Origin of the sequence: Halomonas eurihalina (assembly GCF_008274785.1) — a bacterium.
Classification (GTDB): Bacteria; Pseudomonadota; Gammaproteobacteria; order Pseudomonadales; family Halomonadaceae; genus Halomonas; species Halomonas eurihalina.
In genome coordinates this window covers 181,093-204,124 of sequence record NZ_VTPU01000007.1, presented here as the reverse complement: position 1 = coordinate 204,124, position 23,032 = coordinate 181,093, and the positions used below count along the sequence as shown (strand labels likewise).

Below are 23,032 nucleotides of genomic sequence, written 5' to 3'. Positions count from 1 at the left end.
ATGCCGGAAGCCGATTCACGTGGAGGCCATGACATGCTGGTGGTACGTCCCGCCCGGCCGGCGGATCTGCCGGCCCTGGAGCGGCTGGCGGGCAGCGCCACGCCGCGTCTGACCAACCTGCCGGCGCACCGCGACCGACTGGAGGAGCGCCTTGCGCGCTCCCAACGGGCCTTCGAGGCCGAGGTGGAGTTCCCCGGCGACGAGCACTATACCTTCGTGCTCGAGGACCTGGAGCGGGGCGAGGCGGTGGGCACCGCCACCATCCGCGCCCAGGCCGGCGCCCGGGAGGCCTACTACACCTATCGTCAGGAGACGCTGATCCACGCCTCGCAGCAGCTCGACGTGCGCCGCGAGGTACAGACCCTGTCGCTCTCCCACGAGGTCTCCGAAGCGAGCCTGCTGTGCGCCTATTCGCTCGACGCGCATTATCGGGGCACCAGCGCCGAGAGTCTGCTGCGCCGCGCTCGGCTGATGTTCATCGCCCAGTACCCGGAGCGTTTCGCCGAGATCCTGGCGATGGCCTTCCCCGGCTATCTGGACGACGAACAACAGTCGCCGTTCTGGAACAGTGTGGGGCGGCATTTCTTCATCCGCGACTTCCAGGACATCAACTACATCGCCGGGGTGCGCTCGAAGAGCTTCATCGCCGAGGTGATGCCACAGTTCCCGCTTTATCAGGCGCTGCTCACCCCCCAGGCGCGGGCCGCGGTGGGGCGTGAGCACCCGGAGCACGAGCCGGCCATGAGCGAGATGCTGGCTGAGGGCTTTTTGCGCTCGCGGCATGTCGACATCTTCGATGCCGGACCGGTGATCAAGGGCGAGCGCGAGCGCCTCGAGAGCTTCCGCCATGCTGCCTGGCATCCGGTGCGCATTCGGCCGGCCCGTTCGTTGCCGGATGCCGAGCCGGCGATGGTCGCCAATCAGCGTCTCGGCGATTTTCGTTGCGTGGTGGCGCGCTATGCCCTGTCGCCCACTGGCCAGCTGATGTTGTCGCCGGAGCACGCCGAGCTGCTCGGCGTCGAGGAAGGCCGCGCCGTGCTGGCCGCACCGCTGGCGCTCGCCGGTGCCGAGCATGATCCGGGTTACGACGAGGGAGAGTTGTAATGCGCATCCGACCGATTGCCGAGTCCGATCTGGACGAACTGCGGGTACTGGCCCGCGAAACGGGGGTGGGGTTCACCTCGTTGCCCGATAATGAGCCTTTCCTGGCCGCCAAGATCGCTTCGGCGGTGAGCGCCTTCAATGGCGAGACGCCGGAAGACAAGCGCCTTTACTTCTTTGTGCTCGAGGACGAGGTCGAAGGGCGTCTCGCCGGCTGTTGCGCCATCGAAAGCCAGGTGGGACGCGAGATCCCCTTCTACCATTACCGCGTCGGCACCCTGGCGCATTCCTCGGTACAGCTCGACCTGCACCGCACCATCGATACCCTGTTTTTGAGCTCGGATCACACCGGCGACGCCGAAGTGGCCTCGCTGTTCCTGCGCGCCGAGTATCGTGGTACCGACCGCCGCCACGAGCGCAATGGCGCGCTGCTGTCGATGATGCGCTGGCTATTCATGGCCGAATTCCGTGACGGCTTCCCCGACAAGGTGCTGGCGGAGATGCGCGGCCTGTTCGACGAATCGGGCAGAAGTCCCTTCTGGGAATGCCTGGGCAGCCACTTCTTTCCCCTGGACTTCAACGAGGCCGACCGGCTCACCGGGCTGGGCCAGAAGAGCTTCATCGGCGAGCTGATGCCCAAGTTCCCGATCTACACGCCCTTCCTCTCCGAGGAGGCGCGCGCTTGCATCGGCCAGGTGCACGAGCACACGCGTCCGGCGCTGGCGATGCTCAAGAAGGAGGGGCTGCGCTGGGAAGGCTTCATCGACATCTTCGATGGCGGTCCGACCGTGGAAGCCTATATCGACGACGTGCGCGGCGTGCGCCTGTCGCGGACCTGCCGGGTCGAGGTCAAGGCCGGCGAGCTGGAGCAGACACCACGCCCGCGCTGGTTGGCCTCCAACACCGTAATGGCCGACTTCCGCGCGGCCTGGGTGGGGCGTGGCCCTGACGATGACGGCGTGCTGACCCTGAGCGAGGCCGAGGCCGAGCGGCTCGAGGTCGGCGCGGGCGACACCCTGCGCATTCTGGATACCGACGAGGAGACATGATGAAGGCGACACAACAGCTACTGATCGGCGGCCACTGGCAGTCCGGCGAGGCCGAAGAATTCGCCAAGCATGATCCCGTAGGCGGCGAGGCGCTGTGGTCCGGTGGCGCTGCCAGCGAGGCCCAGGTGGGGGCCGCCGTGGAAGCCGCCCGCGCCGCCATGCCGGCCTGGGCGCGCACGCCCCTGGAACAGCGCAAGGCCCTGGTCGAGCGTTTCCGCGAAGTGCTGGAAGCCCATCGCGAAGCGCTGGCCACGGCCATCGCCCATGAGACCGGCAAGCCGTTGTGGGAAGCGCGCACCGAGGTCGGCGCCATGATCGGCAAGGTGGCGATCTCGATACGCGCCCAGCAGGAGCGCGCCGGCGAGCGCGAGCGTGACCTGGGCGATGCCCGGGCGGTGCTGCGCCATCGTCCGCATGGCGTGATGGCGGTGTTCGGTCCTTACAATTTCCCGGGGCACCTGCCCAACGGGCATATCGTGCCGGCGTTGCTGGCCGGCAACAGCGTGGTCTTCAAGCCTAGCGAGCAGACGCCGTTGACCGCTGATCTGACCCTGCAGTGCTGGCGCGAGGCCGGTCTGCCGGATGGCGTCATCAACCTGGTGCAGGGCGCGGCGCCGGTGGGACAGGCGTTGTCCCGGCATCCGGGCATCGATGGCCTGCTGTTTACCGGCAGCGCCAAGGTCGGCGGCCTGCTCCAGCGCCAGTTCTCCGAGCAGCTGGGCAAGATCCTGGCCCTGGAACTCGGCGGCAACAACCCGCTGATAGTCAAGGATGTGCCCAACCAGGAGGCGGCTGTGTTGACCATCCTGCAGTCGGCCTTCCTGTCCGGTGGCCAGCGCTGCACCTGCGCACGCCGCTTGATCGTGCCGCGCGGACCGGTGGGCGATCGGCTGCTGGAAGCCCTGAGCGAGGCCATCGCCAAGCTGAGGGTGACCGGCCAGTTCGCCGAACCGGCCGGCTTCTATGGCGGCCTGGCGACTTTGGAGGCGGCCGATGGGCTGCTCGCTGCCCAGGCGGACCTCGAGGCACGCGGCGGTACGGTGCTGTCGCGCATGGCGCGCCTGGAGGAGGGCACCAGCCTGCTGTCTCCCGCCCTGATCGATGTCACCGGCCTGGAGGTGCCCGACGAGGAACACTTCGGTCCGCTGCTCAAGGTCTATCGCTATGACGACTGGGACGAGGCGCTGCGACTGGCCAACGATACGCGCTACGGCCTTTCCGCCGGGCTGATCGGCGGTGAACGGGCCGACTGGGACGACTTCCTGCTGCGCATTCGCGCCGGCATCGTCAACTGGAATCGCCAGACCACCGGCGCCTCCGGCGACGCGCCCTTCGGCGGGGTGGGCGACAGCGGCAACCATCGCCCGAGCGCCTATTATGCCGCCGATTACTGCGCCTATCCGGTGGCGTCCATGGAGACCGAGGACCTGCAGCTGCCCGATCAACTGCCGCCGGGAGTGAGCCTATGAACGATGAACGGCAAGCGGGGCTCGACGTTCGCGAGGTGAACTTCGACGGTCTGGTGGGGCCGACGCACAACTACTCGGGACTGGCGCACGGCAATGTCGCCTCGATGACTCATGAGGGGCTGGTCGCCAATCCGCGCGAAGCGGCGCTTCAGGGGCTCGAAAAGATGAAGTCGCTGATGGAGGCCGGCTACGCTCAGGGCGTGTTGCCGCCTCAGCAGCGCCCGGACCTGGGTGCCCTGCGCGCCCTGGGGTTCGACGGCGACAATGCCCGGGTGCTGGCCCGGGCCGCCAGTGAGGCGCCACAACTGCTGCGTGCGGTGTGTTCGGCCTCCAGCATGTGGACGGCCAATGCGGCCACGGTGACACCAAGCGTCGACGCTGCCGACGGCCGGGTTCACTTCACGCCGGCCAATCTGCAGTCGAGCTTCCATCGCTACCTGGAACCGGACACCACCGGCCGGGTGCTGGCGTCGATCTTCGCCGACGAGGCACGTTTCGCGCACCATCCGGCGCTGCCCGCCACGCCGGCCTTCGCCGACGAGGGCGCGGCCAACCACACCCGGCTGTGCGCCTCACATGGCGAGGCCGGGGTGCATCTCTATGTCTATGGACGCCAGGCCTTCGGCGGCGATGGCGTCGAACCGCGTCGCTATCCGGCGCGGCAGACCCTGGAGGCGAGCCAGGCGGTGGCGCGTCAGCATGGTCTCAATGAGGCGCAGACGGTGTTCGCCCAGCAGCATCCCGAGGCCATCGATGCCGGCGTCTTCCACAATGACGTCATCGCGGTGGGCAACGGCCCCGTGCTGCTCTATCACGAGATGGCCTTCCGCGACGAAGAGGGCACCCTGGAAGCGCTGCGTGCCAGCATGTCCGAGCCGTTGATTCCGGTGCGGGTGCCGCGCGAGGCGGTCAGCCTCGACGATGCCGTGGCCTCGTACCTGTTCAACTCTCAATTGCTCAGCAACCCTGACGGTAGCATGACGCTGGTGGTACCCGGCGAGTGCCAGGAGCGCGAGGCGGTGTGGCGCTGCATTCAGGATCACCTGCTGGCCGGCAACAACCCGATCGGCGAGGTGGTGGTCAAGGACGTCAAGCAGAGCATGCGCAACGGCGGTGGCCCGGCCTGCCTGCGCCTGCGCGTGGCGCTCTCGGCGCCGGAGCGTGCCGCACTCTCCGGGCGCGTGCTGCTCGACGAGGCCTTGCATGGCGAGTTGACCGCCTGGGTCGAGCGCCACTACCGGGACCGCCTGGCCCCCGCGGACCTGGCCGACCCGCAACTCGCCGAGGAAACCCTTGCCGCCCTCGACGAGCTGACAGGTATCCTGCGCATCGGCAATGTCTACCCGTTTCAGTTGGCATGAGCCGGTAATGTCCTCCTTGCCCCGCCACACGGCGGGGCTTTTTCGTTTATGCGGGTCTATTCATGCTCGGCGCGGGCGGTGTCTGCGGTTATGCTGGGACCACACGTCCACCATTGCGACAGGAGGTCCTCGTGGCTGGAGCCAGTCTACTGACACTGATCGACGACATCGCCACCATCCTCGACGATGTCTCGGTGATGACCAAGGTGGCGGCCAAGAAGACCGCAGGCCTGCTGGGGGATGACCTGGCCCTCAATGCCGAGCAGGTCACCGGCGTGAGGGCCGCTCGCGAACTGCCGGTGGTCTGGGCGGTGGCCAAGGGGTCCTTGCTCAACAAGGCGATCCTGATTCCCGCCGCCTTGCTGATCAGCGCCTTCATGCCCTGGCTGGTGACGGTGCTGCTGATGCTGGGCGGTGCCTTCCTGTGCTTCGAGGGCGCCGAAAAGCTGGCGCACAAGTTTCTGCATGGCGAGGACGACAAGGCGGAGCACGCCGAGCGAGCCAAGGCGCTGGCTTCGGGCGAGGTCGACATGCGTACCTTCGAACGCCAAAGGATCAAGGGGGCCGTGCGTACCGACTTTATTCTTTCCGCCGAGATCATCGTCATCGCCCTGGGCACGGTCACCGGGGCGGCCCTGGGCCAGCAGATCGTCGTGCTGATCGGCATCGGCCTGCTGATGACGGTCGGTGTCTATGGCCTGGTCGCGGGCATCGTCAAGCTGGACGACCTGGGGTTCTACCTCGATGAGCGCGGCGGTGCCCTGGCCGTCATCGGGCGCGGCCTGGTCAAGGGAGCGCCCTATCTCATGAAGCTGTTGTCGGTGGTCGGTACCCTGGCGATGTTCCTGGTCGGTGGCGGCATTCTGAACCATGGTATTCCTGCCCTGCATCACCTGGCCCGGGGTGTGAGCGAGGTCGAGCTGGCCATGCCGGGGCTCGATACCATCGTGCACGGCCTCGGTCCGATGTTGCTCAACCTGGTGGTTGGATTGGTGGCCGGCGCCCTGGTGCTGGGGGCGGTGACTCTGGTCCAGAAGTGGCGCGGCGCTGACGCATGACATCGCCGCTGGTTGCTTATCGACGTGCCCTGGCGGACGGCTTCGTTGCGGACGAGGCCCAGTGGCAGGCCGTCGAAGTGCTCGAACGGGCCCACCAGGCCCTGCAGCGTGGAGACACCCGCGTCCCGGGCGTCTACCTGTGGGGCACGGTAGGGCGCGGCAAGACCTGGCTGATGGATGCCTTTCAGCGCGGCCTGGAGGTACCGTCGATACGCCAGCATTTCCATCACTTCATGCGCTGGGTCCACCGGCGCCAGTTTCAGTTGACGGGCACCGCCGACCCGCTGCAGCGGCTGGCCGTCGAGTTGAGCAGCGAGGCGCGTGTGCTGTGCCTCGATGAGCTGTTCGTCACCGATATCGCCGATGCCATGCTGCTGGGCCGCTTGCTGGGTGAGCTGTTCGAGCAGGGCGTGACCCTGGTGACCACGTCCAACCAAGCGCCCTCGGGGCTCTATGCCGACGGCTTCAATCGCGAACGTTTCCTGCCTGCCATCGAGGCCATCGAGCGCAGCACCCGAGTGGTGCACCTGGCCGGCGATCAGGACCACCGGTGTCATCCGGGGCCGCTAGAACAACGCTACTGGGTACGCGGCGCGGGCGCAGCGAGTGTGCTGCCGGACGTCTTCGCGCGGCTCAACGGCGAGCATACGGCGTCGACCGAGCCTGTCATCCTGGGGCATCAGCCGATCGAGGTGGAGGCATGCGGCGAGTCGGTCGTCTGGTGCCGTTATGCGGCCCTCTGTGAGCGACCCTTGGCGGCCCTGGACTTCATCGCCCTGTGCGATCGCTTCTGTCACATCCTGCTCGGCGAGGTGCCGTGCCTTGGCGGAACGCCCGTGGCCGCGAGGATCGCGCGTGGCACCGAGGACGCCGGTGCCAGGGTCGAGGCCGGCGACCGCGAGCTGCCGGCGCTCTCCCGACACGACGATGGCGCACGCCGCTTCATCGCCCTGGTCGATGAATGCTACGACCGTGGTGTACCGCTGCATGTCGAAGCCCGGGTGCCCATGGAAGAGCTCTATCCGGCCGGGCACCTGGCCTTTCCCTTTCGCCGCACCCTGAGTCGTCTGCGGGAAATGCAGTTGGCACGCTTCGCCGTTCGGTGACGGGGCTTGGAGAGTGACGTATCAGCTGCCGCTGCTGGCACCGCCGACCATGCCGCTGCGCAGGCCATCCCGGTTACCGCGGGACTGGAGGTGAGCGGTGACGGCATCCTCCGGTGAACCGGCGAGTTCGCGGAACATGCCCATGGAGCCGAGCAGGGCGGAGGACTCGTAGGGAACGAAGACCCGCTCGCCTTCCTTCGCCATGTTGGGGAGCCCCTTGATATAGCTTTGGCCCAGCAGGTAACCCACCACCGTCTGCTTGTTGTCCTCGCTGTCGCCGAGGGCATTGAGCACCAGCTTGATCGATTCCTGCTCGCCCTGGGCGCGCAGGATGGCGGATTCCTTGTCGCCTTCGGCGTTGAGGATCGCTGACTCCCGCTGCCCCTGAGCCATGGCGATGGCCGCGGACTTTTCGCCTTCGGCCTCGGTCACGGTGGCCCGGCGCTTGCGTTCGGCGGCCATCTGCAGACGCATGGCGGATTCGACTTCCTCGGGCATGGCGATGTCCTGCACCTCGACCCGGGAGATCTTCACCCCCCATTTGGAGGCGGGCTCCTCCATGGCGGCCTGGATCTCGTTATTGACCTCCGAGCGTGACTCGAACAGCTTGTCGAGCTCCATCTTGCCGACCACCGAGCGCAGGGTGGTCTTGGCCAATACCTCCACGGCCTGGCTCATGTTTTCCACTTCATAGACCGCGCGCTTGGGATCGATGACCTGGTAGTAGAGGGCCCCGTTGATCGTCACCGTGACATTGTCGGTGGTCACCACGGGTTGGCCAGGGAAATCCATGACGGTCTCGCGGCGGTCGATCCGTGTCTCGTCGCTGGTGATGGCATGGTAGTCGTCGCCCATCTTGCGGTAGCGGATCATGGTGATGGCGCGGGGTTGCTCGATGAAGGGAATGATGATGTTGATGCCGCTTTCGAGGAGTCGATTGAACGACCCCAGGCGCTCGATGACCATGACTTCCGATTGGCGAACGACCACCAATCCCTTGACGATGATCAGGATGCCGATGACAACGATGATCAGGCTGAGAATCAGGCCGGGGCTGACGGGGAGATCCATGATTACTGCTCCTTGGAGTTAGTGGAGGCGAGTGAGACGATGGCGGTGGTGCCATCGAATTCCTTGAAGGTGACGAGAGTATCCGCCGGGAGGTCGGCCTCGTCGGTCGCAGCGAGACGAATACGATAGAAATCGCCGTTGATCTTGATGCCGCTGGCCCCGTCGAAGTCACGCTCGATGACGCGATAGGTATTGCCTTGTTCCACACCGGTACCGGTGGTGCCGTAAGCCACACCTGCGGGGGAGAACCTGGGGCGCAGAACCCACACTGCGATGGGGACCAGCAGCCCCGAGGATATGCCCATTGCGAGCAGTTGCCATGGCAGGCCGAATCCCAAGGCGGCGAGCGCGGCGGTCAGTGCCGCGGCCACGCCCAGCGCCAGTAGCAGCAGCGCCCCGGAGGCCAGTTCGGCCACCCCCAGCAGCAAGGCGATGACCAGCCAGGTATAGGCAGGGTTCCAGTCCATGGTAGCTCCGTGGTTGATGTGGGGGGCGCCTCGGTTGACGTTGCGAGCGATCATCTCTCTCGTATTGTGCCTCAGCCCGGGTGCTCGAGTATCGGTACATGATGGAAAAGGGGCGAGATCAGCAAGCATCAAGGTGGCTATAAGGCCAGGCGTTGGCGATCGAGCCTGCTATGCTGGCGACATCGAGACGGCGGAGGATGCAAGTGACGGGGATGATCTACTGGCTGGACATGATGGGGGTGATCGTCTTCGCGCTGTCGGGGGTGATCCTGGCCTGCCGCTCGCGGATGGATCCTTTCGGCATGCTGGTGCTGGCCGCCATGACCGGGATCGGTGGCGGTACCCTGCGCGACCTGGTACTTGGCGTGCGGCCGGTGTTCTGGGTCGAGGACCCGGCGTATCTGTGGGTCATCCTGGCGACCGTCGGGCTGTCTATCCTGGGCTTTCATTACATCCACCGCCTGTCGCGTGTCTTCCTGCCGGTGGCGGACGCCTTCGGCCTGGCGCTGTTCACCGTGATCGGTGCCCACAAGGCGATAACACTGGAAGCGCCGGGAGTGGTGGCGGTGCTGATGGGGCTGCTGACCGGCGTGGCGGGCGGCATGATGCGTGACGTGCTGGCACATCGGGTGCCGATGGTGCTGCGCCAGGAAATCTACGCCACGGCCTCAATCGCCGGTGGTGTGGTCTTCGTGACGCTCGAGGCGCTGAATCTCCCCTTGTTCGCCGCCATTTGCGGGGCCTTGGTGACGACGCTGGGGCTGCGCCTGGCGGCGATTCGCTGGCGCCTGGCGTTGCCGGTCTTCGCCTGGGTAGAGGTGGAGCGTCCCGCTTCCCCGTCGCAGGCAGGGCAGCCCCCGGCGCCGCCGAAGCGCCCCAAGTTCCGGGTCAAGCTGATTCCCCCGGAGCGGTCGCGTCGTCGCAAGGAGCGCTCATGATCACCCTCCTCAAGGCGGCCGTCAGGCCCAGGGTGACCTGGTTCTGGGGGCTGGTGCTGTGTCTGGGCCTGGCCGGCTGTGCTCTGGAGGCGCGTCAGGATGAGGCGCGCTACACGGCGGTGGCTGCCGAGATTCGTCAGCATTATGAGCAAATTCTGCCCGATCTACCGCTGGATGATCGCCGTCATTACGCCCAGCGCCTCTATCGCTTGACCGCTGAGCCGCGTTATCTGCCACCCAATCGCGCCTATGCCGACCGCCTGGTCGTCGAGTTGCACGAGGAGATCGAAGGGCTGGCCCGGCCGCAGGTCGTCGCGGCGCGTGCCGAGGCGGCGGTGACCGACTACCCGGAGCGTACCGCCAAGCAGCAGCGCCGCAAGCGCATGCTGGCCGACTGGCGTGAGATTGCTTATGCCAAGGGACTGGCCTTTCGACTGACTCAGGCCAGCTATCATGGCCTGCTCAACGAGACCGACCTACCGGGCTATCGCCGGGCGTTGCGCTACCTGGAGAGTGTCGATTTCCGAGCTTTCGTCACTGATCCCCAAGTGATGGAGGTCTATGCCGCCCAGGTGGCCAATCTGGTGTACTACCTCCACGAGCTGGACGTGGCCGATCTGCGCGAGACGGCGATCGAGGCGTTTCGCGCTCACTATCCGCCCGAGCGGGACGCAACGCTGTCACGCGCCTCCTATCGCAACAAGATCTACGGGATGACCCATTTCGTGATCGCCGCCAGCGGCTACTATCAGCGTCGCGTTTCGGCCACTGAGTTCGACTGGATACTGGACTATTTCGCCACTCGTCTGGATCGCATCCTGGTCGAGACCAAGGCGGACATCTACACGGAAGTCGGCATCAGCTTCCTGCTCGCGGGGCGCGAGGCGGACCCCGCGGTGCGCCGGCTGCGCGATGCCCTACTGGCGGCTTATGATCCCGAGGCGCGCATGGTGCCGGCCGAGAACGGTAGTCTCGACCCGGCGTATGGCGAGCACCGCAACGTCCTGGCCATCATGCTGCTGGACTGGCCCGAGCGTCTGTATCCCGGACCAGACCTGGGGGAAAACCGGTGAAATCTCATCTGTCCGATCAGGCGACCTCCATGACAATAGATACGCATGACCCGCTGGATACCGCCAGTCGTTACACGTTGGTCACCATCGCGCTTTTGCAGGGGGTTGTCCTGTGCTATCTGCATTTTTCCCTGGGCTTCGGAGCCGAGGGGCAGCAGCTCTGGCCGGCCACCGACTTACGCTGGCTGGCCGCAATTTATACGCTGGTCATCGCCTTGCCTGTTTTTTTCTACATGGGCCTCGAGCGTTTTCAGGACTACCGCAACCTGTTGGCTGCCGCTGTCCTTGCCCCCTTGCTGTTCTGGCTGGGTTGGCATCTGGGCTGGCTGGCCCAGGCCGCTGACCTGGCACTGCGAGGAGGCAACTTCATCATGCCCTTCGTTGCCAGCATTGGCACCAGCCTGTTCATCCTGGCGGTGTATTTTCGTGCCTGGAGCCATGGCGGCAGGCTGAAGGCCTCGTATCCGCAGTTGATCGCTTATTCCTGGCAAAATGCCTTGATACTGGCGCTGCTGGGGCTGTTCATCGGCGTCTTCTGGCTATTGCTCATGCTCTGGGCCGGACTGTTCCAGGTCATCGGCGTGGATGTCTTCGCCACAGTGTTCAATGAGCCGATTTTCGTTTATCCGGTGACATGGCTCGTCGGGGGCGTCGGCCTGGTCATGATCCGTAGCCGGATACGCCTGATCGCGATGGTCCAGTTCATGTGCGAGGTGCTGATCAAGGCGCTGCTGCCGCTTGCCTGCCTGATTGGCGTACTGTTTCTCGCCGCGCTTCCGTTCACCGGCCTGCAGAAGATCTGGGATACCGGTCATGCCGCTCTGCTCATGATGCTGCTGGCTATCGTGCTGCTTTTCTTCTTCAACGCCGTGTTCAGCGAACAGGCCGAGCCGCTGCCTTATCCTCGGATTCTGCGCTGTTTCGTGTACCTCGGAATCCTCTTGTTGCCCATCAATAGCCTGCTGGCCGCCTGGGCGCTGTGGCTGAGAATCGACCAGTATGGACTCACGGTCGACCGCCTCTGGGCGGGAGTCATTCAACTGCTGGTTGCCGCCTTTACCCTGACGTATGCCGTCATGTTGTCATGGAAGCGTGGCGATGCCTTGCGGGGTATCCACATCATCAACAGCTGGCTTGGCATCGGCATGGCGGTGCTGTTGCTGGTGGTCAATACGCCGCTGGCCGACTTGCGTGACTGGTCAGCAGAAAGCCAGTCTGCGCGGCTTTCCAGTGGCGAGGCCGATCCGGATGAATTCGAGTATGCATATCTGCGTTTCGAACTGGGCGCCTACGGTGTTCGTGTTTTGCAACGCCTGAGCGCCGATGAGGCTTTCGCCGAGGACCACCCGCTGGCAGCCAAGGGCATTGATGCCGCTCTCGCGCGGGAGAACCAGTACGACCGGACGCCCCAGGTCGATACCAGTGATCCTGATGCCGTGGCCGCCATGTTTCGGGTCGACGCGTCAACGGCTCCACCTGAATCAATGATGCGCGTTGTCGCCGAACAACAGAATTACTGCCTGTCCAGTTCGGGGCTCTGTGCCGTTGTCCAGGCAACCTCGCCGGATGCCGACTACTGGATAGTGTTCTATACGCACTACAGCCCCTACAGCAGTGGCGAGGTATATCGACAGACCTCGGCCGGGGGGCAGAAAATTGGCTCGGCAAGCCTGCTTGGTTGCCAGCATGAAGATTCAGACCAGCCTGACAGGCTGGAGCATCTGTCCGGGCCCTTCATGATCTTCACGGACGGCGAGTGCTATTACCAGGTCACCCCCAGGCTCGATTATCTGATCGGCCTCCCGGCACCAGGGGAGGAAAGTACTGGCGGATGAACCTCAAGCGGTGGTGATCAAAAAAGGGCTGCCGTCTGGCAGCCCTTTCATCACTGGTTGGATGGTGGGCCTACTGCGTCAGCCGTGCAGGGCGAAGCTGGCCCCATTGATCCATAGGTGAGTCGCCACGCTGGCGATGTAGCCCAGGGCGATCACTGGTGTCCAGCGCAGGTGGCCCATGAAGGTGTAGTTGCCGCGTGCCTGGCCCATCAGCGCCACGCCGGCGGCAGAGCCCACTGACAGCAGGCTGCCACCGACCCCGGCGGTCAGAGTGATCAGCAGCCAATGACCGTGGGACATATCGGGTTCCATGGTCAGCACGGCGAACATCACCGGGATGTTGTCGACCACCGCCGAGACGACGCCGAGCGCGATGTTGGCCCCGGTGGCATGCCACTGGGTATAGAGCACATCGGACAATAGCCCCAGATATCCCATGAAGCCCAAGCCACCGACACACATCACCACGCCGTAGAAGAACAGCAGGGTATCCCACTCGGCGCGTGCCACGCGGTTGAAAACGTCAAAGGGCACCACGCTGCCCAATTGCTCGAGTTTCTTCCAGTCGCCCCGCTGGGTGTAGCGGGTACGCTTGCGTTCGAGAGAGCGCGGCAGGCTCTGGCGCAGGTAATAGCCGAAGAACTGCAGATAGCCCAAGCCTGTCATCATGCCCAGCACTGGCGGCAGGTGCAGCAGGGTATGGCACACTACGGCCGTGGCCACGGTGAGGAAGAACAGGACGATGATGCGCCGCGCGCCACGCTTGAGCCAGATGTCATCCTCGAGACTGGCGGGCTTGCGGTTCTTGATGAAGGCGCTCATCACCACGGCGGGGATCAGGAAGTTGACCAGCGACGGGACCAGCAGCGCGAAGAATTCATGAAAATGGACGATGCCCGCCTGCCAGACCATCAGGGTGGTGATATCGCCGAAGGGGCTGAAGGCGCCGCCGGCGTTGGCGGCCACCACGATGTTGACGCAGGCCAGGTTGATGAAGCGCTTGTCGCCCTCGGCGACCTTGGTGACCACGGCGCACATCAGTAGCGCCGTGGTCAGGTTGTCGGCGATCGGCGAGATGATGAAGGCCAGGATACCGGTGAGCCAGAACAGCATGCGGTAGCTGAAGCCCTTGCGGACCATCCAGGAGCGCAGTGCATCGAAGACATTACGCTCTTCCATGGCATTGATGTAGGTCATCGCCACCAGCAGGAAGAGCATCAACTCGCTGAATTCGAGCAGCGTCTCGCGAAAGGCGTGCTCGGACTCGCTGGGCATGCCCGCCTTGACGTAGACCCAGCCGATCAGCCCCCAGATGATACCGGCGGCGACCAGAACCGGTTTTGACTTGCGCATGTGCAGCCGCTCTTCGGCCATGACCAGGGCATAGGCCAGCACGAAGATGGCCACGGCCAGAAAACCGACGAAGGACGTGGTCAGGTCGAGGCCTGGGGCGGCGGCGAGGGCGGGAGTGATCAGGAAGAAAAGGAGAAGCGGGCAGGACGCGAGTGCGAGGCGCTCCGGGAAGCGCCGGCGCCCGCTGGCGAGATGACAAAAGCTTTGCAACATCATTGTTATCCTGAGTCGTAAAATGGCAAGAAAGGGGTCGAAAACCAGGAAATTTTACCATTTTGTACGCCAGCACATGGTCCGCTGGACTGCCCCTTTGGTAGGGGGCGCGCCATCATTGTCATGAGTCGATGCATGGGGGATCGCTGCCTATACCGTCCCTTGGGGAGAATTTTATGGCATCATCTGCGATTCCGGCCGGAGTGCCGGGAGAGTTTCGTAACGCCAATGACACAGGCAGACTTCGACGCATGTTTCTCGATGATTACCACTCGCGCACAGGCTCGCGCATCCATATTACCGCTGAGCAGGCGAGCCGCTTCGCAAAGCGCGTGGCCGGTGACTTTAACCCGATCCACAATGCCGATGCGCGACGTTTCTGCGTCCCGGGGGATCTGCTGTTCGCGCTGGTGCTGGCGCGGTTTGGGCTTTCCCAAAACATGAACTTTCGGTTTCTCAGTATGGTCGGCGACAGTGTCCCGTTGAGCTTCGCCGAAGGCGACGATGGGTTGATCCGGGTGCAGGATGATGCCGGCAAGTGCTATCTCGAAGTGTGCCGCGATGGCGACGTCACGCACGACGAATCGGTGGTGGAAGCCTTCACGCGTTGCTACGTGGCTTTCTCCGGCAAGAATTTCCCTCATTACCTGAAGCCGCTGATGGAAGATCGGGGCGTGATGTTCAATCCTCGTCGCCCGCTGGTGATCTACGACAGCATGGGCTTCTCGCTCGAGCGACTGGACGGTGTCGAGCCAGGGCTGGAACTGCTCGAGTCCTCCCTCGACGTGGCCGGCAAGCGTGGCGATGCGCTGCTGGACTTCCGTATCGTCGCCGGCGGCGAGGAAGTCGGTAACGGCGCCAAGAAACTGGTGGTCAGCGGGCTCTGCGACTATGACGCTGCGGCGATGGATGAGATCGTCGACGAGTTCTATCGACTGAAGGCGGCTCATGAGGCCGGTGTCTCATAGGGTGTACCCTGCCTGGCACTCGGGAAGAAGACGATGATTCGAACCCTGCTTCTGGACGCCGATGGCCATGCCACCTTGGGTGGCGACGAATTGATCGCGCGTTGGCACGAGTCGCCGGACAGTCGTATCTGGATCGATCTGCAGGGCGAGGGCATGGCACGCGAGCGCGAGATGCTCGAAGCCTTCGGCTGCCATCCGATGGCCATCGACGATGCCCACCGGGACCGTCATCCGCCGAAGATAGAGGAATTTGACGACCATACCCTGATCCTCTATCGCGGCATTTCTTCCTTCGACGACGAGCTCGATTACGTGCCCCAACAGATGGCCTTCCTGCTGGGCGAGCGTTTTTTGATCAGCCTGCATCCGGGACAGGCGATGAGCGTGGATCGGCTGTTTGAGCGTGAGGGCGAGCACCTGCTCGGATGGTCCCCGGAATATGTCGCACTGCGGATCATGTATATCTCGGCAGGTTTTTACCTGGACAGCCTGCTGGCGTTCGAGTCGCAGCTCAGCGACCTCGAGGATCTCCTGACCAACGATGGCAGCGATACCCTGATGCGTCGGGTCATTGCCTATCGCTCGCGGCTGGTCAAGATGCGCCGTATCTTCAACTATCACGTCGGTATCACCCAGGAATTGACCGGCCACGACTACGACCACCTGCCTCGTGCCAACGAAGAAACCCTGCACGCGATCAACGATGTACACGAACGCTTCGAGCGTCTGCTGAGCCTGACCCAGATGTACTATGACATCTGCGGGGACCTGGTGGATGGCTATCTCTCCCTGTCATCGCACCAGCTCAACAACACCATGCGCATCCTCACGGTGATCACCGCCATCTTCGTGCCCCTGAGCTTTCTGGCGGGGCTCTATGGGATGAACTTCGCCTATATGCCCGAACTGTCGTTCCGCTATGGCTATTTCATCGTGATCGGCGTCATGCTGTCGCTGGTGGCCGGCATGCTGTACCTGTTCAAGCGCAAGCGCTGGTTTTAGGGCGCATTTCTACGAAGGCACGCCATGAGATGTCTGAACCTATCTTCACCACATGCATCACACTTCGAGACGCTTGCGAGCTGGTTCCCGGATGCGCAAAGTTGTCGGCGCTGGGGTGGACCAGCCTTCCGCTACCCCTTCACGATGCAGAGTTTTCGCGAGGACTTGCAGCTTGATGCGCTGACGTCGCGTTGCCTGGTGGGGGATGCAGGAGAGCTGCTGGCCTTCGGTCAGTACTATGCCCGCTCGGGACATTGTCATCTGGCTCGGTTGGCTGTTGCGCCTGGTCGGCGCGGCGAGGGCCTAGGTACGAAGCTCATCCAACGGCTCGCCCGGGAAGGCTGTGGCGTCCTGGCCACTGAGACGTGTTCATTGTTTGTCTTCCCCGATAATCCCGCGCTGGGGCTTTATCGGCGTCTCGGCTTTGTCGAGACACCCCTTCCCGCCGATGGGCAGGCGGAGATGTCGGGTATTCACTACATGACGGTCGTACGGGAACGACTCGAAGGAACGCTCGGTAGCTAGCAGTGGCGGGCCATGGGCAAGACCGGGGTTGGACACTATGCTGGGATGAGGCCCTCGGGGCCTATGTTCACCTACCAATATTGGGAGGTACAACAGGATGTCCATCATATCGCTTGGTCGTTGCGCGTTGTTCGCGTTGTTCGCGTTGCCGCTGGTTGCTGCCTCCGCGCTGGCCGATGACGGCAGCGACCTGACCTTTCAGGGAGATGCCAGTTTCGGAGGGCCGCACGGCGGCCAGTCGATACAGGTCGCACTGATCGATACCGCCTCCGGAGAGGTCGTGGGCATGGAGAGCGGCGAGGTCTCCGCCGATGCGGACCCCGCCTTTGCCTTCGATTTTCCCGGGGCCCTTCAGGAGGGCGGGAGCTACGAAGTGCACTACTGGATTGACTCCAATTTCGGTGGAGGTGCCGTCGGTAGTTGCGACGAGATGCAAAACGATCACCAGTGGAGCGTTCCCATTGCAGCGGATGGCGGGGATGTCTCGCACATGGAAACCCACGACCCCTCGACGCTCGCCTCTGTCTGCGACACTTTCGAGTAGTCGCGATAGCGTCGCCGATCACTGTCCGGTTCGATCCGGGCGGTGATCGCGCTAGCTAGACGTCGGTATCCAGGCCACTCATCAGCTTGGTCAGTAGCGCATTCAGCGTTCGCTGCTCCTCTTCGTTCAGCGGGGAGAGCGCGCGGGCCTCGTTGTCCACGTGTGGTGCGATGGTGCCGTCCACGAGGTCGAGTCCTTCTTCCGTCAGCGTGACCAGCATGCTGCGGCGATCATCCGGGTTGGGACGGCGCGCGATCAATCCGGCTTTTTCCAGCCGGTCGAGCTGGTTGGTCATGCCCCCCGAGGAAAACATCAGCACCTTGAACAACTGGGTCGGCGTCAGGGCGTAGGGCTTGCCGGCGCGACGCAGAGTGGCCAGCACGTCGAACTCCCTTGGTTGCAGACCGCGCTCGCTGAAGAATGGCTCCAGATAATCATGGGAGATATGGCGGCTGATGGCCCCCAGACGGGCGGTCAACTCCATGGGAAGTAGCTCGAGATCGGGGCACTCCCGACGCCACTGATCTATCGCGACACTGACTCTGTCCATATGCCTTGCTATCCATTTATCTTGATACTAAGATTCTTTGTGTCGTGATACACGACGATGAGATAGAGGAGTACAGAATGGCGAATGTACCCACGGGACACAAGGCTGACGTCGTCAAGGCCCTGGGCTGCCTGTTGCTGGTCGGCACCCTGCTGGCTCTATCGCTGAGTGTGGCCAAGTTCGCCGACGCGGCGGACCTGCCACGTCTCTCTTTCCTGATGGTTGCCATGGCCGGGGCGAGCCTCGCGCAATTGCTGCTGTCGTTGCCGAAGCGGGCGCACTGGCGGCTCGATCGACGCGTCATCGAGTATGCGCTGGTGTCCGGAATCCTGTTGGCTCTGCCCAATGCGCTTGGCTTTCTGGCAGTACGTCACGTGGGGGCAGGGTTCGTCTCGTTGAGCTTCGCCTTTCCGATACTGGTGACCTGGCTGCTGGCGGTGTTGCTGCGCATGGAGTCGCTGCGCTGGGATCGGCTGGGCGGCGTGTTGCTGGGGCTTGCCGGCGGCGTCGTTCTGGCACTGTCCAAGGCCAGCGTCGGCGGCGGCCATCTGGGCTGGTCGCTGTTGATTCTGCTGCTGCCCCTGACGCTGGCTCTGGGCAACATCTATCGGACATGGCGCTGGCCGGATGGCGTGCCGCTTGCCTTTCTCACGTCTCTAGTGCTGGCGGGCGCTGCCCTCAGCCTGTTGCCGGTGGCGTTCGGCACCGAACCGGGGCGGGTTGGTGAGCTATTCGCTTCGCCTGACGCGGTAGGGCTGCTGTTGGTCGAGATCGGTATATTCACCGTCCTGTATCTGTTCTTCTTCATTCTGCAACGGCTGGCCGGACCGGTATACCTGAGCCAGATCGGTACCGTCGCCGCCGTCATGGGCACGGCCATCGCCGTACTCTTTCTGGGGGAGTCGGCGCCGCCCAACCTGGCCATCGCCGGTAGTCTGGTCATTGCCGGAACCCTGGTGTTCCAGCGTGCGGCCTGGCGCGCCGCACAAGCCTCATCACCTTCTACCGTTAGTCGAGCCAAGGAGTCCTGAGCATGTTGCATACTGCCCTGAACTGGCGATACGCCACCAAACGCATGAATGGCCGTCGTGTGCCCGAGGCCACGGTCGAACGCATTCTGGACGCGGCGCACCTGGCTCCCTCGTCCTATGGGTTGCAACCGTACTCGGTCGTGGTGGTCGAGACACCGGAGCTGCGCGAACGCTGCCAGCCGGCCATGTTTCATCAACCGCAGGTCGTCGAGGGCTCCCATTTACTGGTCTTTGCCACCTGGGAGTGCATCGGCGAGGCCGAGGTCGATCAACTGATGGCGCTGATCGCCGAGGAGCGCGGACTGGAGTTGTCCTCCCTGGAGGGGTATCGCCAGACAGTGGCGGGTACGGTTGAACGCCTTGCGACAGCGGAAGCCCGGCACCAATGGGCCGCGCGGCAGGCCTATCTGGCGATGGGCATGGTGCTGACGGCGGCCGCCATGGAGCGAGTCGATGCGACACCCATGGAGGGCTTCGATCCGGCGGCCCTCGACGAGGTCCTGGAGCTGCCGGCTCGTGGATTGCGCAGCGCCGTGGCGGTGACGCTCGGCTATCGCGACACGGACGCCGACTGGCTCGCCAATCTCAAGAAAGTGCGCTGGCCGCGCGAGCGGGTGATCACCCGCGCTGAATGATGCGCTCCGGCCGCCCGGCCATCAGGCAGCATGGCTGGGCTTGCTTTCCTGTTGGCGGCGTTGGTCTGCCTCTTCCCGGTCGCGCCATGTGCCGCTGACCATGCGGTAAAAAATGGCGCCGAGCAGTCCGCCGAGGAGCGGCGCTACCCAGAACAGCCAGAGTTGCGCCACCGCCCAGTCGCCGACGAACAAGGCCACGCCGGTACTGCGTGCCGGGTTGACCGAGGTATTGGTCACCGGAATGCTCACCAGATGGATGAGGGTGAGCGACAAGCCGATGGCCAGCGGCGCGAAACCGCGGGGTGTCCGTGCGTCGGTGGCGCCGAGGATGACGAACAGGAACATCATGGTCATCACGATCTCGACGAGCAGGGCGGAGATCATGTCGTAGCCGCCCGGCGAGTGTTCGCCGTAGCCGTTGGCGGCGAAACCGCTGGAGAGCTCGAAGCCGGGCTTGCCGGTCGCGATGAGGTAGAGCACACCAGCACCGATGAGGGCACCGATGACCTGGGCGACGATATACCAGGGCAGCTCGCGTGCCGGGAAGCGACCGCCTGCCCACAGCCCGATCGATACCGCTGGATTCAGGTGGCAGCCCGAGATATGGCCGATGGCGAAGGCCATGGTGAGTACCGTCAGGCCAAAGGCCAGGGAAACGCCCAGCAGACCGATCCCCAGTTCGGGAAAGCTGGCGCTGAGCACGGCGCTGCCGCATCCCCCCAGCACCAGCCAGAAGGTGCCTATGAATTCGGCGATGTACTTGTGCATGTTCGTGCCCCTCCCGGGAATCGCACCAGCAACTTGTTGGCGATGTTTCGCCTTGTGTGTGGCGCGCTTGTGAGGGTTGTAATGCCTCCAACTCCGGTTGCCAAAACAACAAAGGTAAAGTGTCTCTCTGGATGGATGGCGCTATGCTGGACGCGCGGACCGGCAATCTTTACGCAGCGAGGTAGAAATGCGGCTTCAGCGAACCGGCGTGATCCTCAACACGGACAACTATGACGCCTGCGTGGCCTTCTACAGGGATGTGCTCGCGCTTCCCGTGATATTCGAGAAACATGAAGGTGATTTCCGGCAACAGGCCGAGGGCGTCACTTCCTGAGCGTCAGGCGACACCGACCAGTATGACCTAGACTCGAAGTTCGTCCATTTTCCTCCGCGCACAAGAGGACAGCCTGGCATGATCTCCATCGAATTTCTGATCACTTCCCTGATCGTCGTGCTGGTGCCCGGCGCCGGCGTGGTGTGCACGGTGACGACCGGATTGACGCAGGGCCGCGTCGCGAGCATCTACACGGCCCTGGGTTGTACCGCCGGCATCGTGCCCCATCTGCTGGCCACGGTGCTCGGCCTGGCGGCCATCCTGCACACCAGCGCGGTGGCCTTTCAGGTGCTCAAGTTCGCCGGCGTTGCCTATCTGCTCTACCTGGCCTATGCCACCTGGCGGGATCGTTCGGCTTTCGCCCTGGACGAGAACGTCACCCGATCCGGCGCACCGAGCCTCATCATCAAGGCGGTGCTGATCAATAGCCTGAATCCCAAGTTGACCATTTTCTTCATGGCCTTCTTGCCGCAGTTCGTCGTGCCCGGCGCCGCGCCCGGGCTGCTGCAGCTGTTGGGACTCAGTGCCGTGTTCATGGTGATGACCTTCCTCGTCTTCGTCGGATATGGTTGCTTGGCGCATGCCTTTCGCAGAGGCGTCGTCGAATCGCCCAGAGTGCAGGCCTGGCTGCGCCGAGGTTTGTCCGGCGCCTTCGCGGGGCTGGGGATTCAACTGGCGTTGTCGGATCGATGAGTGGGCGCTCGTTCGAGACGGAGCGGCTGATCATTCGTCGCTTGGCGAAAGGGGATCTAGCCGACCTGACGGCCCTCCTGAGCGATCCGGAGGTGATGCGGTTTTCCGTTCGGGGCGTCTGTGACCGTCGGGCAACCCGCCGTTTTCTCGACTGGAGCCAGGACTGTCATGCGCTCCGTGGTTTTGGCCCCATGGCGCTGATCGATCGGGATTCCGGTGCGTTCGTGGGGTTCTGTGGGCTGGTGCCGGAAGAGGTGGCAGGCGTCGAGGAGATCGGGATCGGCTATCGCCTGGCCAGGCAGTTCTGGCATCGCGGGCTTGCTACCGAGGCGGCCCGGGCGGTGATGGCGCATGCCTTCGACGTTCAGCGGCTGGAGGAAGTGGTGTCCGTCATCGAACCGGCGCATCGGGCTTCTATCCGCGTGGCGGAAAAGGTCGGGTTCCGGGCATTCGTCACACGCCGCTTCCATGGGCGCGATGTCCGGCTGTATCGCCTGTCCCGGGCGGACTGGTGCGAAATGGCTATCCCTGTCGGATAGCTCCATGTCGGATAGCTCCATGTTGGATAGAGAGCCGGCCATGTTCCATGACCCGGAAAACAGAATTCTCGTCTGGTTGCATGCCGATCCCGTCCGACGCGAAGCTCTGGAACTGGCCGAACGTCTGGGCCTTGCTGACTGGTGTCTGGCCGCGGGATTCGTGCGCAACCTGGTGTGGGATCGGCTTCATGGATACGCGCATTCGACGCCTCTCAATGACATCGATCTCGTGTACTTCGATCCCGACGATGACTCGGAGAGCCGGGATCGTGATCTGGAGGGCTATCTGAATAGCGTGTCGGGGCTGCCATGGTCGGTCAAGAATCAAGCCAGGATGCATGAGCGCAATGGTGATGCTCCCTATCGATCGACGAGCGATGCCATGACGTACTGGGTCGAGCGGGAAACGGCCGTGGGAGTTCGTCTCAACAGGGAGGGAAGCATGTCGCTGGTGGCTCCCCTTGGTCTGACATCGTTGCTGGAAGGCCAGGTGACCTATAACCCGAGATGCCGCAACCAGGCGGCATTTCGGGAGCGTTCCCGTCGCAAGGAGTGGTTGTCGATATGGCCAAGGCTGGTCGTCGTCGGCTGAAGGACGCCTGGACGTTCCGGCCGAAGGCGCGGCTGAACAATGTGTCAGGGCAGGGTGGCTTGGGAGCCACCATGCCCGAGAGGCGGGCGGCGTCGTCAGGCATGGCGCGTCGGGCGACGGATGGCCCTCAATCGTCCGCTGGGGCCGCCGCCGCAGAAGAACCGATCGGCCCCGTCGGATTCGAGCCCCGAGACACCCGTGTCGGTCGGCAGTTCGAGCCGTTGCTGAACCTCCCCGGTGTGCGGATCGACCCGCCGAACGTCGCTTTCGCCGCTTTCCCAGGTGCCGTGCCAGAGCTCGCCGTCCACCCAGGTGACGCCGGTGACCATGCGGTCGGATTCGAGGGCGCGCAGCACCTCGCCGGTCCGAGGATCGACCTGGAGGATCTTGCGTCCTTCATACTGTCCTACCCAGAGCGTTCCTTCGGCCCAGGCCAACCCCGAGTCATCGGCTTCACTGGGTGAGGGTATCGTCGCGAGCACGTCTCCTGTCTCCGGATCAATGCGCTGGATGCGCTGGCCGGCGATCTGGTACAGGTGTTGGCCATCGAAGGCCGTTCCGGCGGAGGCGGCGGCGTCCACCGATCGCACAGTCTTGCCGCTGGTCGGATCGAGGGCGGTCAGCGTCTCGCCGGTCGCCATCCAGATGTAGTGGCCGTCGAATGTCACGCCATTCACGCACTCGATGCCCGGAAATGGGCCATACTCGCGAAGCACTTCGGCTGATTGTCGTTGCATCATCTTCCCCTTGATGGACA

General features: G+C 63.8%; 25 protein-coding genes. 19 read left to right on the top strand and 6 right to left on the bottom strand.

Going from position 1 to position 23,032, the window contains the following annotated elements:
- Positions 1-33: 33 nt before the first annotated feature.
- From FZZ93_RS09250 to zapE, 6 genes are all read left to right on the top strand, one after another.
- Entirely contained in the window at positions 34-1,104 is a 1,071-nt protein-coding gene (locus FZZ93_RS09250; protein ID WP_149322035.1) for an arginine N-succinyltransferase, read from the top strand.
- Entirely contained in the window at positions 1,104-2,150 is a 1,047-nt protein-coding gene (gene astA, locus FZZ93_RS09245; protein WP_149322034.1) for an arginine N-succinyltransferase, read from the top strand. The genes FZZ93_RS09250 and astA overlap by 1 nt, the downstream gene beginning before the upstream one ends.
- Complete coding sequence (gene astD / locus FZZ93_RS09240) at positions 2,150-3,619, top strand: succinylglutamate-semialdehyde dehydrogenase (protein WP_149322054.1); 1,470 nt, start codon at positions 2,150-2,152, stop codon at positions 3,617-3,619. The genes astA and astD overlap by 1 nt, the downstream gene beginning before the upstream one ends.
- On the top strand, positions 3,616-4,980 hold the full coding sequence (astB, locus tag FZZ93_RS09235; protein WP_149322033.1) for an N-succinylarginine dihydrolase: 1,365 nt from the start codon (positions 3,616-3,618) through the stop codon (positions 4,978-4,980). Before astD ends, astB begins: the two co-directional genes overlap by 4 nt.
- 131 nt (positions 4,981-5,111) lie before the next feature.
- Complete coding sequence (locus FZZ93_RS09230) at positions 5,112-6,038, top strand: DUF808 domain-containing protein (RefSeq protein WP_149322032.1); 927 nt, start codon at positions 5,112-5,114, stop codon at positions 6,036-6,038.
- Positions 6,035-7,144 carry a cell division protein ZapE gene (gene zapE, locus FZZ93_RS09225; protein ID WP_149322031.1) on the top strand — a complete coding sequence of 370 codons (1,110 nt, stop codon included), beginning with the start codon at positions 6,035-6,037 and terminating at the stop codon, positions 7,142-7,144. The genes FZZ93_RS09230 and zapE overlap by 4 nt, the downstream gene beginning before the upstream one ends.
- Before the next feature lie 21 nt (positions 7,145-7,165).
- Here the strand turns inward: zapE and FZZ93_RS09220 are convergent, their stop codons facing one another.
- Both FZZ93_RS09220 and FZZ93_RS09215 read right to left on the bottom strand, forming a co-directional pair.
- On the bottom strand, positions 7,166-8,215 hold the full coding sequence (locus FZZ93_RS09220) for an SPFH domain-containing protein (RefSeq protein ID WP_149322030.1): 1,050 nt from the start codon (positions 8,213-8,215) through the stop codon (positions 7,166-7,168).
- A 2-nt stretch (positions 8,216-8,217) separates the two neighbouring features.
- Complete coding sequence (locus FZZ93_RS09215; protein ID WP_149322053.1) at positions 8,218-8,682, bottom strand: NfeD family protein; 465 nt, start codon at positions 8,680-8,682, stop codon at positions 8,218-8,220.
- Positions 8,683-8,885: 203 nt separating this feature from the next.
- Between FZZ93_RS09215 and FZZ93_RS09210 the strand changes: the two genes are divergently transcribed.
- The 3 genes from FZZ93_RS09210 to FZZ93_RS09200 are packed head-to-tail and all read left to right on the top strand — an operon-like array spanning position 8,886 to position 12,528.
- A complete protein-coding gene (locus tag FZZ93_RS09210; protein ID WP_149322029.1) occupies positions 8,886-9,620 on the top strand; it encodes a trimeric intracellular cation channel family protein in 735 nt (244 codons plus the stop codon).
- Positions 9,617-10,693 (top strand): DUF3541 domain-containing protein, encoded by a 1,077-nt coding sequence (locus tag FZZ93_RS09205; protein ID WP_149322028.1) that lies wholly within the window; start codon positions 9,617-9,619, stop codon positions 10,691-10,693. Before FZZ93_RS09210 ends, FZZ93_RS09205 begins: the two co-directional genes overlap by 4 nt.
- A 29-nt stretch (positions 10,694-10,722) precedes the next feature.
- Positions 10,723-12,528, top strand: coding sequence for a DUF4153 domain-containing protein (locus FZZ93_RS09200; RefSeq protein ID WP_149322027.1), 1,806 nt, complete (start codon positions 10,723-10,725; stop codon positions 12,526-12,528).
- Positions 12,529-12,606: 78 nt separating this feature from the next.
- Here the strand turns inward: FZZ93_RS09200 and nhaD are convergent, their stop codons facing one another.
- Positions 12,607-14,097 (bottom strand): sodium:proton antiporter NhaD, encoded by a 1,491-nt coding sequence (gene nhaD, locus FZZ93_RS09195; protein WP_149322026.1) that lies wholly within the window; start codon positions 14,095-14,097, stop codon positions 12,607-12,609.
- Between the two features lie 248 nt (positions 14,098-14,345).
- On the opposite strand from nhaD, the gene FZZ93_RS09190 reads away from it, so the two are divergent.
- The 4 genes from FZZ93_RS09190 (at position 14,346) to FZZ93_RS09175 (ending at position 17,133) form a co-directional block, all read left to right on the top strand.
- Positions 14,346-15,062: a DUF3581 family protein gene (locus tag FZZ93_RS09190; protein ID WP_149322052.1), complete on the top strand. Its 717-nt coding sequence runs from the start codon at positions 14,346-14,348 to the stop codon at positions 15,060-15,062.
- Between the two features lie 33 nt (positions 15,063-15,095).
- Positions 15,096-16,064: a magnesium transporter CorA family protein gene (locus tag FZZ93_RS09185; RefSeq protein WP_149322025.1), complete on the top strand. Its 969-nt coding sequence runs from the start codon at positions 15,096-15,098 to the stop codon at positions 16,062-16,064.
- Positions 16,065-16,088: 24 nt separating this feature from the next.
- Positions 16,089-16,589, top strand: coding sequence for a GNAT family N-acetyltransferase (locus tag FZZ93_RS09180; protein ID WP_149322024.1), 501 nt, complete (start codon positions 16,089-16,091; stop codon positions 16,587-16,589).
- A gap of 97 nt (positions 16,590-16,686) precedes the next feature.
- Positions 16,687-17,133, top strand: coding sequence for a hypothetical protein (locus tag FZZ93_RS09175; protein ID WP_149322023.1), 447 nt, complete (start codon positions 16,687-16,689; stop codon positions 17,131-17,133).
- A gap of 55 nt (positions 17,134-17,188) precedes the next feature.
- Here FZZ93_RS09175 and FZZ93_RS09170 read toward each other — a convergent pair whose 3' ends face one another.
- Positions 17,189-17,617: a MarR family winged helix-turn-helix transcriptional regulator gene (locus FZZ93_RS09170; protein ID WP_246146171.1), complete on the bottom strand. Its 429-nt coding sequence runs from the start codon at positions 17,615-17,617 to the stop codon at positions 17,189-17,191.
- 143 nt (positions 17,618-17,760) lie between these two features.
- Between FZZ93_RS09170 and FZZ93_RS09165 the strand changes: the two genes are divergently transcribed.
- Together FZZ93_RS09165 and FZZ93_RS09160 are read left to right on the top strand one after the other, a co-directional pair.
- Positions 17,761-18,714, top strand: coding sequence for an EamA family transporter (locus tag FZZ93_RS09165; protein ID WP_149322021.1), 954 nt, complete (start codon positions 17,761-17,763; stop codon positions 18,712-18,714).
- 2 nt (positions 18,715-18,716) lie between these two features.
- Positions 18,717-19,349 carry an NAD(P)H-dependent oxidoreductase gene (locus FZZ93_RS09160; protein ID WP_149322020.1) on the top strand — a complete coding sequence of 211 codons (633 nt, stop codon included), beginning with the start codon at positions 18,717-18,719 and terminating at the stop codon, positions 19,347-19,349.
- A 21-nt stretch (positions 19,350-19,370) separates the two neighbouring features.
- Here FZZ93_RS09160 and aqpZ read toward each other — a convergent pair whose 3' ends face one another.
- Positions 19,371-20,117, bottom strand: a complete 747-nt coding sequence (gene aqpZ, locus FZZ93_RS09155) for an aquaporin Z (RefSeq protein WP_149322019.1) — start codon at positions 20,115-20,117, stop codon at positions 19,371-19,373.
- Positions 20,118-20,304: 187 nt separating this feature from the next.
- Here aqpZ and FZZ93_RS18335 point away from each other — a divergent pair, with 187 nt between their 5' ends.
- The 4 genes from FZZ93_RS18335 (at position 20,305) to FZZ93_RS09140 (ending at position 22,275) form a co-directional block, all read left to right on the top strand.
- A complete protein-coding gene (locus FZZ93_RS18335) occupies positions 20,305-20,451 on the top strand; it encodes a VOC family protein (RefSeq protein ID WP_187774497.1) in 147 nt (48 codons plus the stop codon).
- Between the two features lie 78 nt (positions 20,452-20,529).
- Complete coding sequence (locus FZZ93_RS09150) at positions 20,530-21,144, top strand: LysE family translocator (RefSeq protein ID WP_149322018.1); 615 nt, start codon at positions 20,530-20,532, stop codon at positions 21,142-21,144.
- Positions 21,141-21,683: a GNAT family N-acetyltransferase gene (locus FZZ93_RS09145; RefSeq protein ID WP_149322017.1), complete on the top strand. Its 543-nt coding sequence runs from the start codon at positions 21,141-21,143 to the stop codon at positions 21,681-21,683. The genes FZZ93_RS09150 and FZZ93_RS09145 overlap by 4 nt, the downstream gene beginning before the upstream one ends.
- 19 nt (positions 21,684-21,702) lie before the next feature.
- Positions 21,703-22,275 carry a nucleotidyltransferase family protein gene (locus FZZ93_RS09140; RefSeq protein ID WP_246146169.1) on the top strand — a complete coding sequence of 191 codons (573 nt, stop codon included), beginning with the start codon at positions 21,703-21,705 and terminating at the stop codon, positions 22,273-22,275.
- A gap of 95 nt (positions 22,276-22,370) precedes the next feature.
- On the opposite strand, the gene FZZ93_RS09135 is transcribed toward FZZ93_RS09140, so the two are convergent.
- The gene (locus FZZ93_RS09135) at positions 22,371-23,012 is read right to left on the bottom strand and encodes a Vgb family protein (protein ID WP_149322016.1); all 642 of its coding nucleotides are present in this window, start codon (positions 23,010-23,012) and stop codon (positions 22,371-22,373) included.
- Positions 23,013-23,032: the final 20 nt, after the last annotated feature.

What these genes read in the sequence shown, in the direction of transcription:
- FZZ93_RS09160 (WP_149322020.1), top strand. Translation starts at nt 18,717, where the DNA reads ATGTTGCATACTGCCCTGAACTGGCGATACGCCACCAAACGCATGAAT.
- zapE (WP_149322031.1), top strand. Translation starts at nt 6,035, where the DNA reads ATGACATCGCCGCTGGTTGCTTATCGACGTGCCCTGGCGGACGGCTTC.
- FZZ93_RS09140 (WP_246146169.1), top strand. Translation starts at nt 21,703, where the DNA reads ATGTTGGATAGAGAGCCGGCCATGTTCCATGACCCGGAAAACAGAATT.
- FZZ93_RS09150 (WP_149322018.1), top strand. Translation starts at nt 20,530, where the DNA reads ATGATCTCCATCGAATTTCTGATCACTTCCCTGATCGTCGTGCTGGTG.
- FZZ93_RS09180 (WP_149322024.1), top strand. Translation starts at nt 16,089, where the DNA reads ATGAGATGTCTGAACCTATCTTCACCACATGCATCACACTTCGAGACG.
- FZZ93_RS09190 (WP_149322052.1), top strand. Translation starts at nt 14,346, where the DNA reads ATGTTTCTCGATGATTACCACTCGCGCACAGGCTCGCGCATCCATATT.
- astA (WP_149322034.1), top strand. Translation starts at nt 1,104, where the DNA reads ATGCGCATCCGACCGATTGCCGAGTCCGATCTGGACGAACTGCGGGTA.
- FZZ93_RS09135 (WP_149322016.1), bottom strand. Translation starts at nt 23,012, where the DNA reads ATGCAACGACAATCAGCCGAAGTGCTTCGCGAGTATGGCCCATTTCCG.
- FZZ93_RS09185 (WP_149322025.1), top strand. Translation starts at nt 15,096, where the DNA reads ATGATTCGAACCCTGCTTCTGGACGCCGATGGCCATGCCACCTTGGGT.
- FZZ93_RS09215 (WP_149322053.1), bottom strand. Translation starts at nt 8,682, where the DNA reads ATGGACTGGAACCCTGCCTATACCTGGCTGGTCATCGCCTTGCTGCTG.
- FZZ93_RS09175 (WP_149322023.1), top strand. Translation starts at nt 16,687, where the DNA reads ATGTCCATCATATCGCTTGGTCGTTGCGCGTTGTTCGCGTTGTTCGCG.
- FZZ93_RS18335 (WP_187774497.1), top strand. Translation starts at nt 20,305, where the DNA reads ATGCGGCTTCAGCGAACCGGCGTGATCCTCAACACGGACAACTATGAC.
- astD (WP_149322054.1), top strand. Translation starts at nt 2,150, where the DNA reads ATGAAGGCGACACAACAGCTACTGATCGGCGGCCACTGGCAGTCCGGC.
- FZZ93_RS09220 (WP_149322030.1), bottom strand. Translation starts at nt 8,215, where the DNA reads ATGGATCTCCCCGTCAGCCCCGGCCTGATTCTCAGCCTGATCATCGTT.
- FZZ93_RS09170 (WP_246146171.1), bottom strand. Translation starts at nt 17,617, where the DNA reads ATGGAGTTGACCGCCCGTCTGGGGGCCATCAGCCGCCATATCTCCCAT.
- FZZ93_RS09205 (WP_149322028.1), top strand. Translation starts at nt 9,617, where the DNA reads ATGATCACCCTCCTCAAGGCGGCCGTCAGGCCCAGGGTGACCTGGTTC.
- FZZ93_RS09200 (WP_149322027.1), top strand. Translation starts at nt 10,723, where the DNA reads ATGACAATAGATACGCATGACCCGCTGGATACCGCCAGTCGTTACACG.
- aqpZ (WP_149322019.1), bottom strand. Translation starts at nt 20,117, where the DNA reads ATGCACAAGTACATCGCCGAATTCATAGGCACCTTCTGGCTGGTGCTG.
- nhaD (WP_149322026.1), bottom strand. Translation starts at nt 14,097, where the DNA reads ATGATGTTGCAAAGCTTTTGTCATCTCGCCAGCGGGCGCCGGCGCTTC.
- FZZ93_RS09165 (WP_149322021.1), top strand. Translation starts at nt 17,761, where the DNA reads ATGGCGAATGTACCCACGGGACACAAGGCTGACGTCGTCAAGGCCCTG.
- astB (WP_149322033.1), top strand. Translation starts at nt 3,616, where the DNA reads ATGAACGATGAACGGCAAGCGGGGCTCGACGTTCGCGAGGTGAACTTC.
- FZZ93_RS09145 (WP_149322017.1), top strand. Translation starts at nt 21,141, where the DNA reads ATGAGTGGGCGCTCGTTCGAGACGGAGCGGCTGATCATTCGTCGCTTG.
- FZZ93_RS09250 (WP_149322035.1), top strand. Translation starts at nt 34, where the DNA reads ATGCTGGTGGTACGTCCCGCCCGGCCGGCGGATCTGCCGGCCCTGGAG.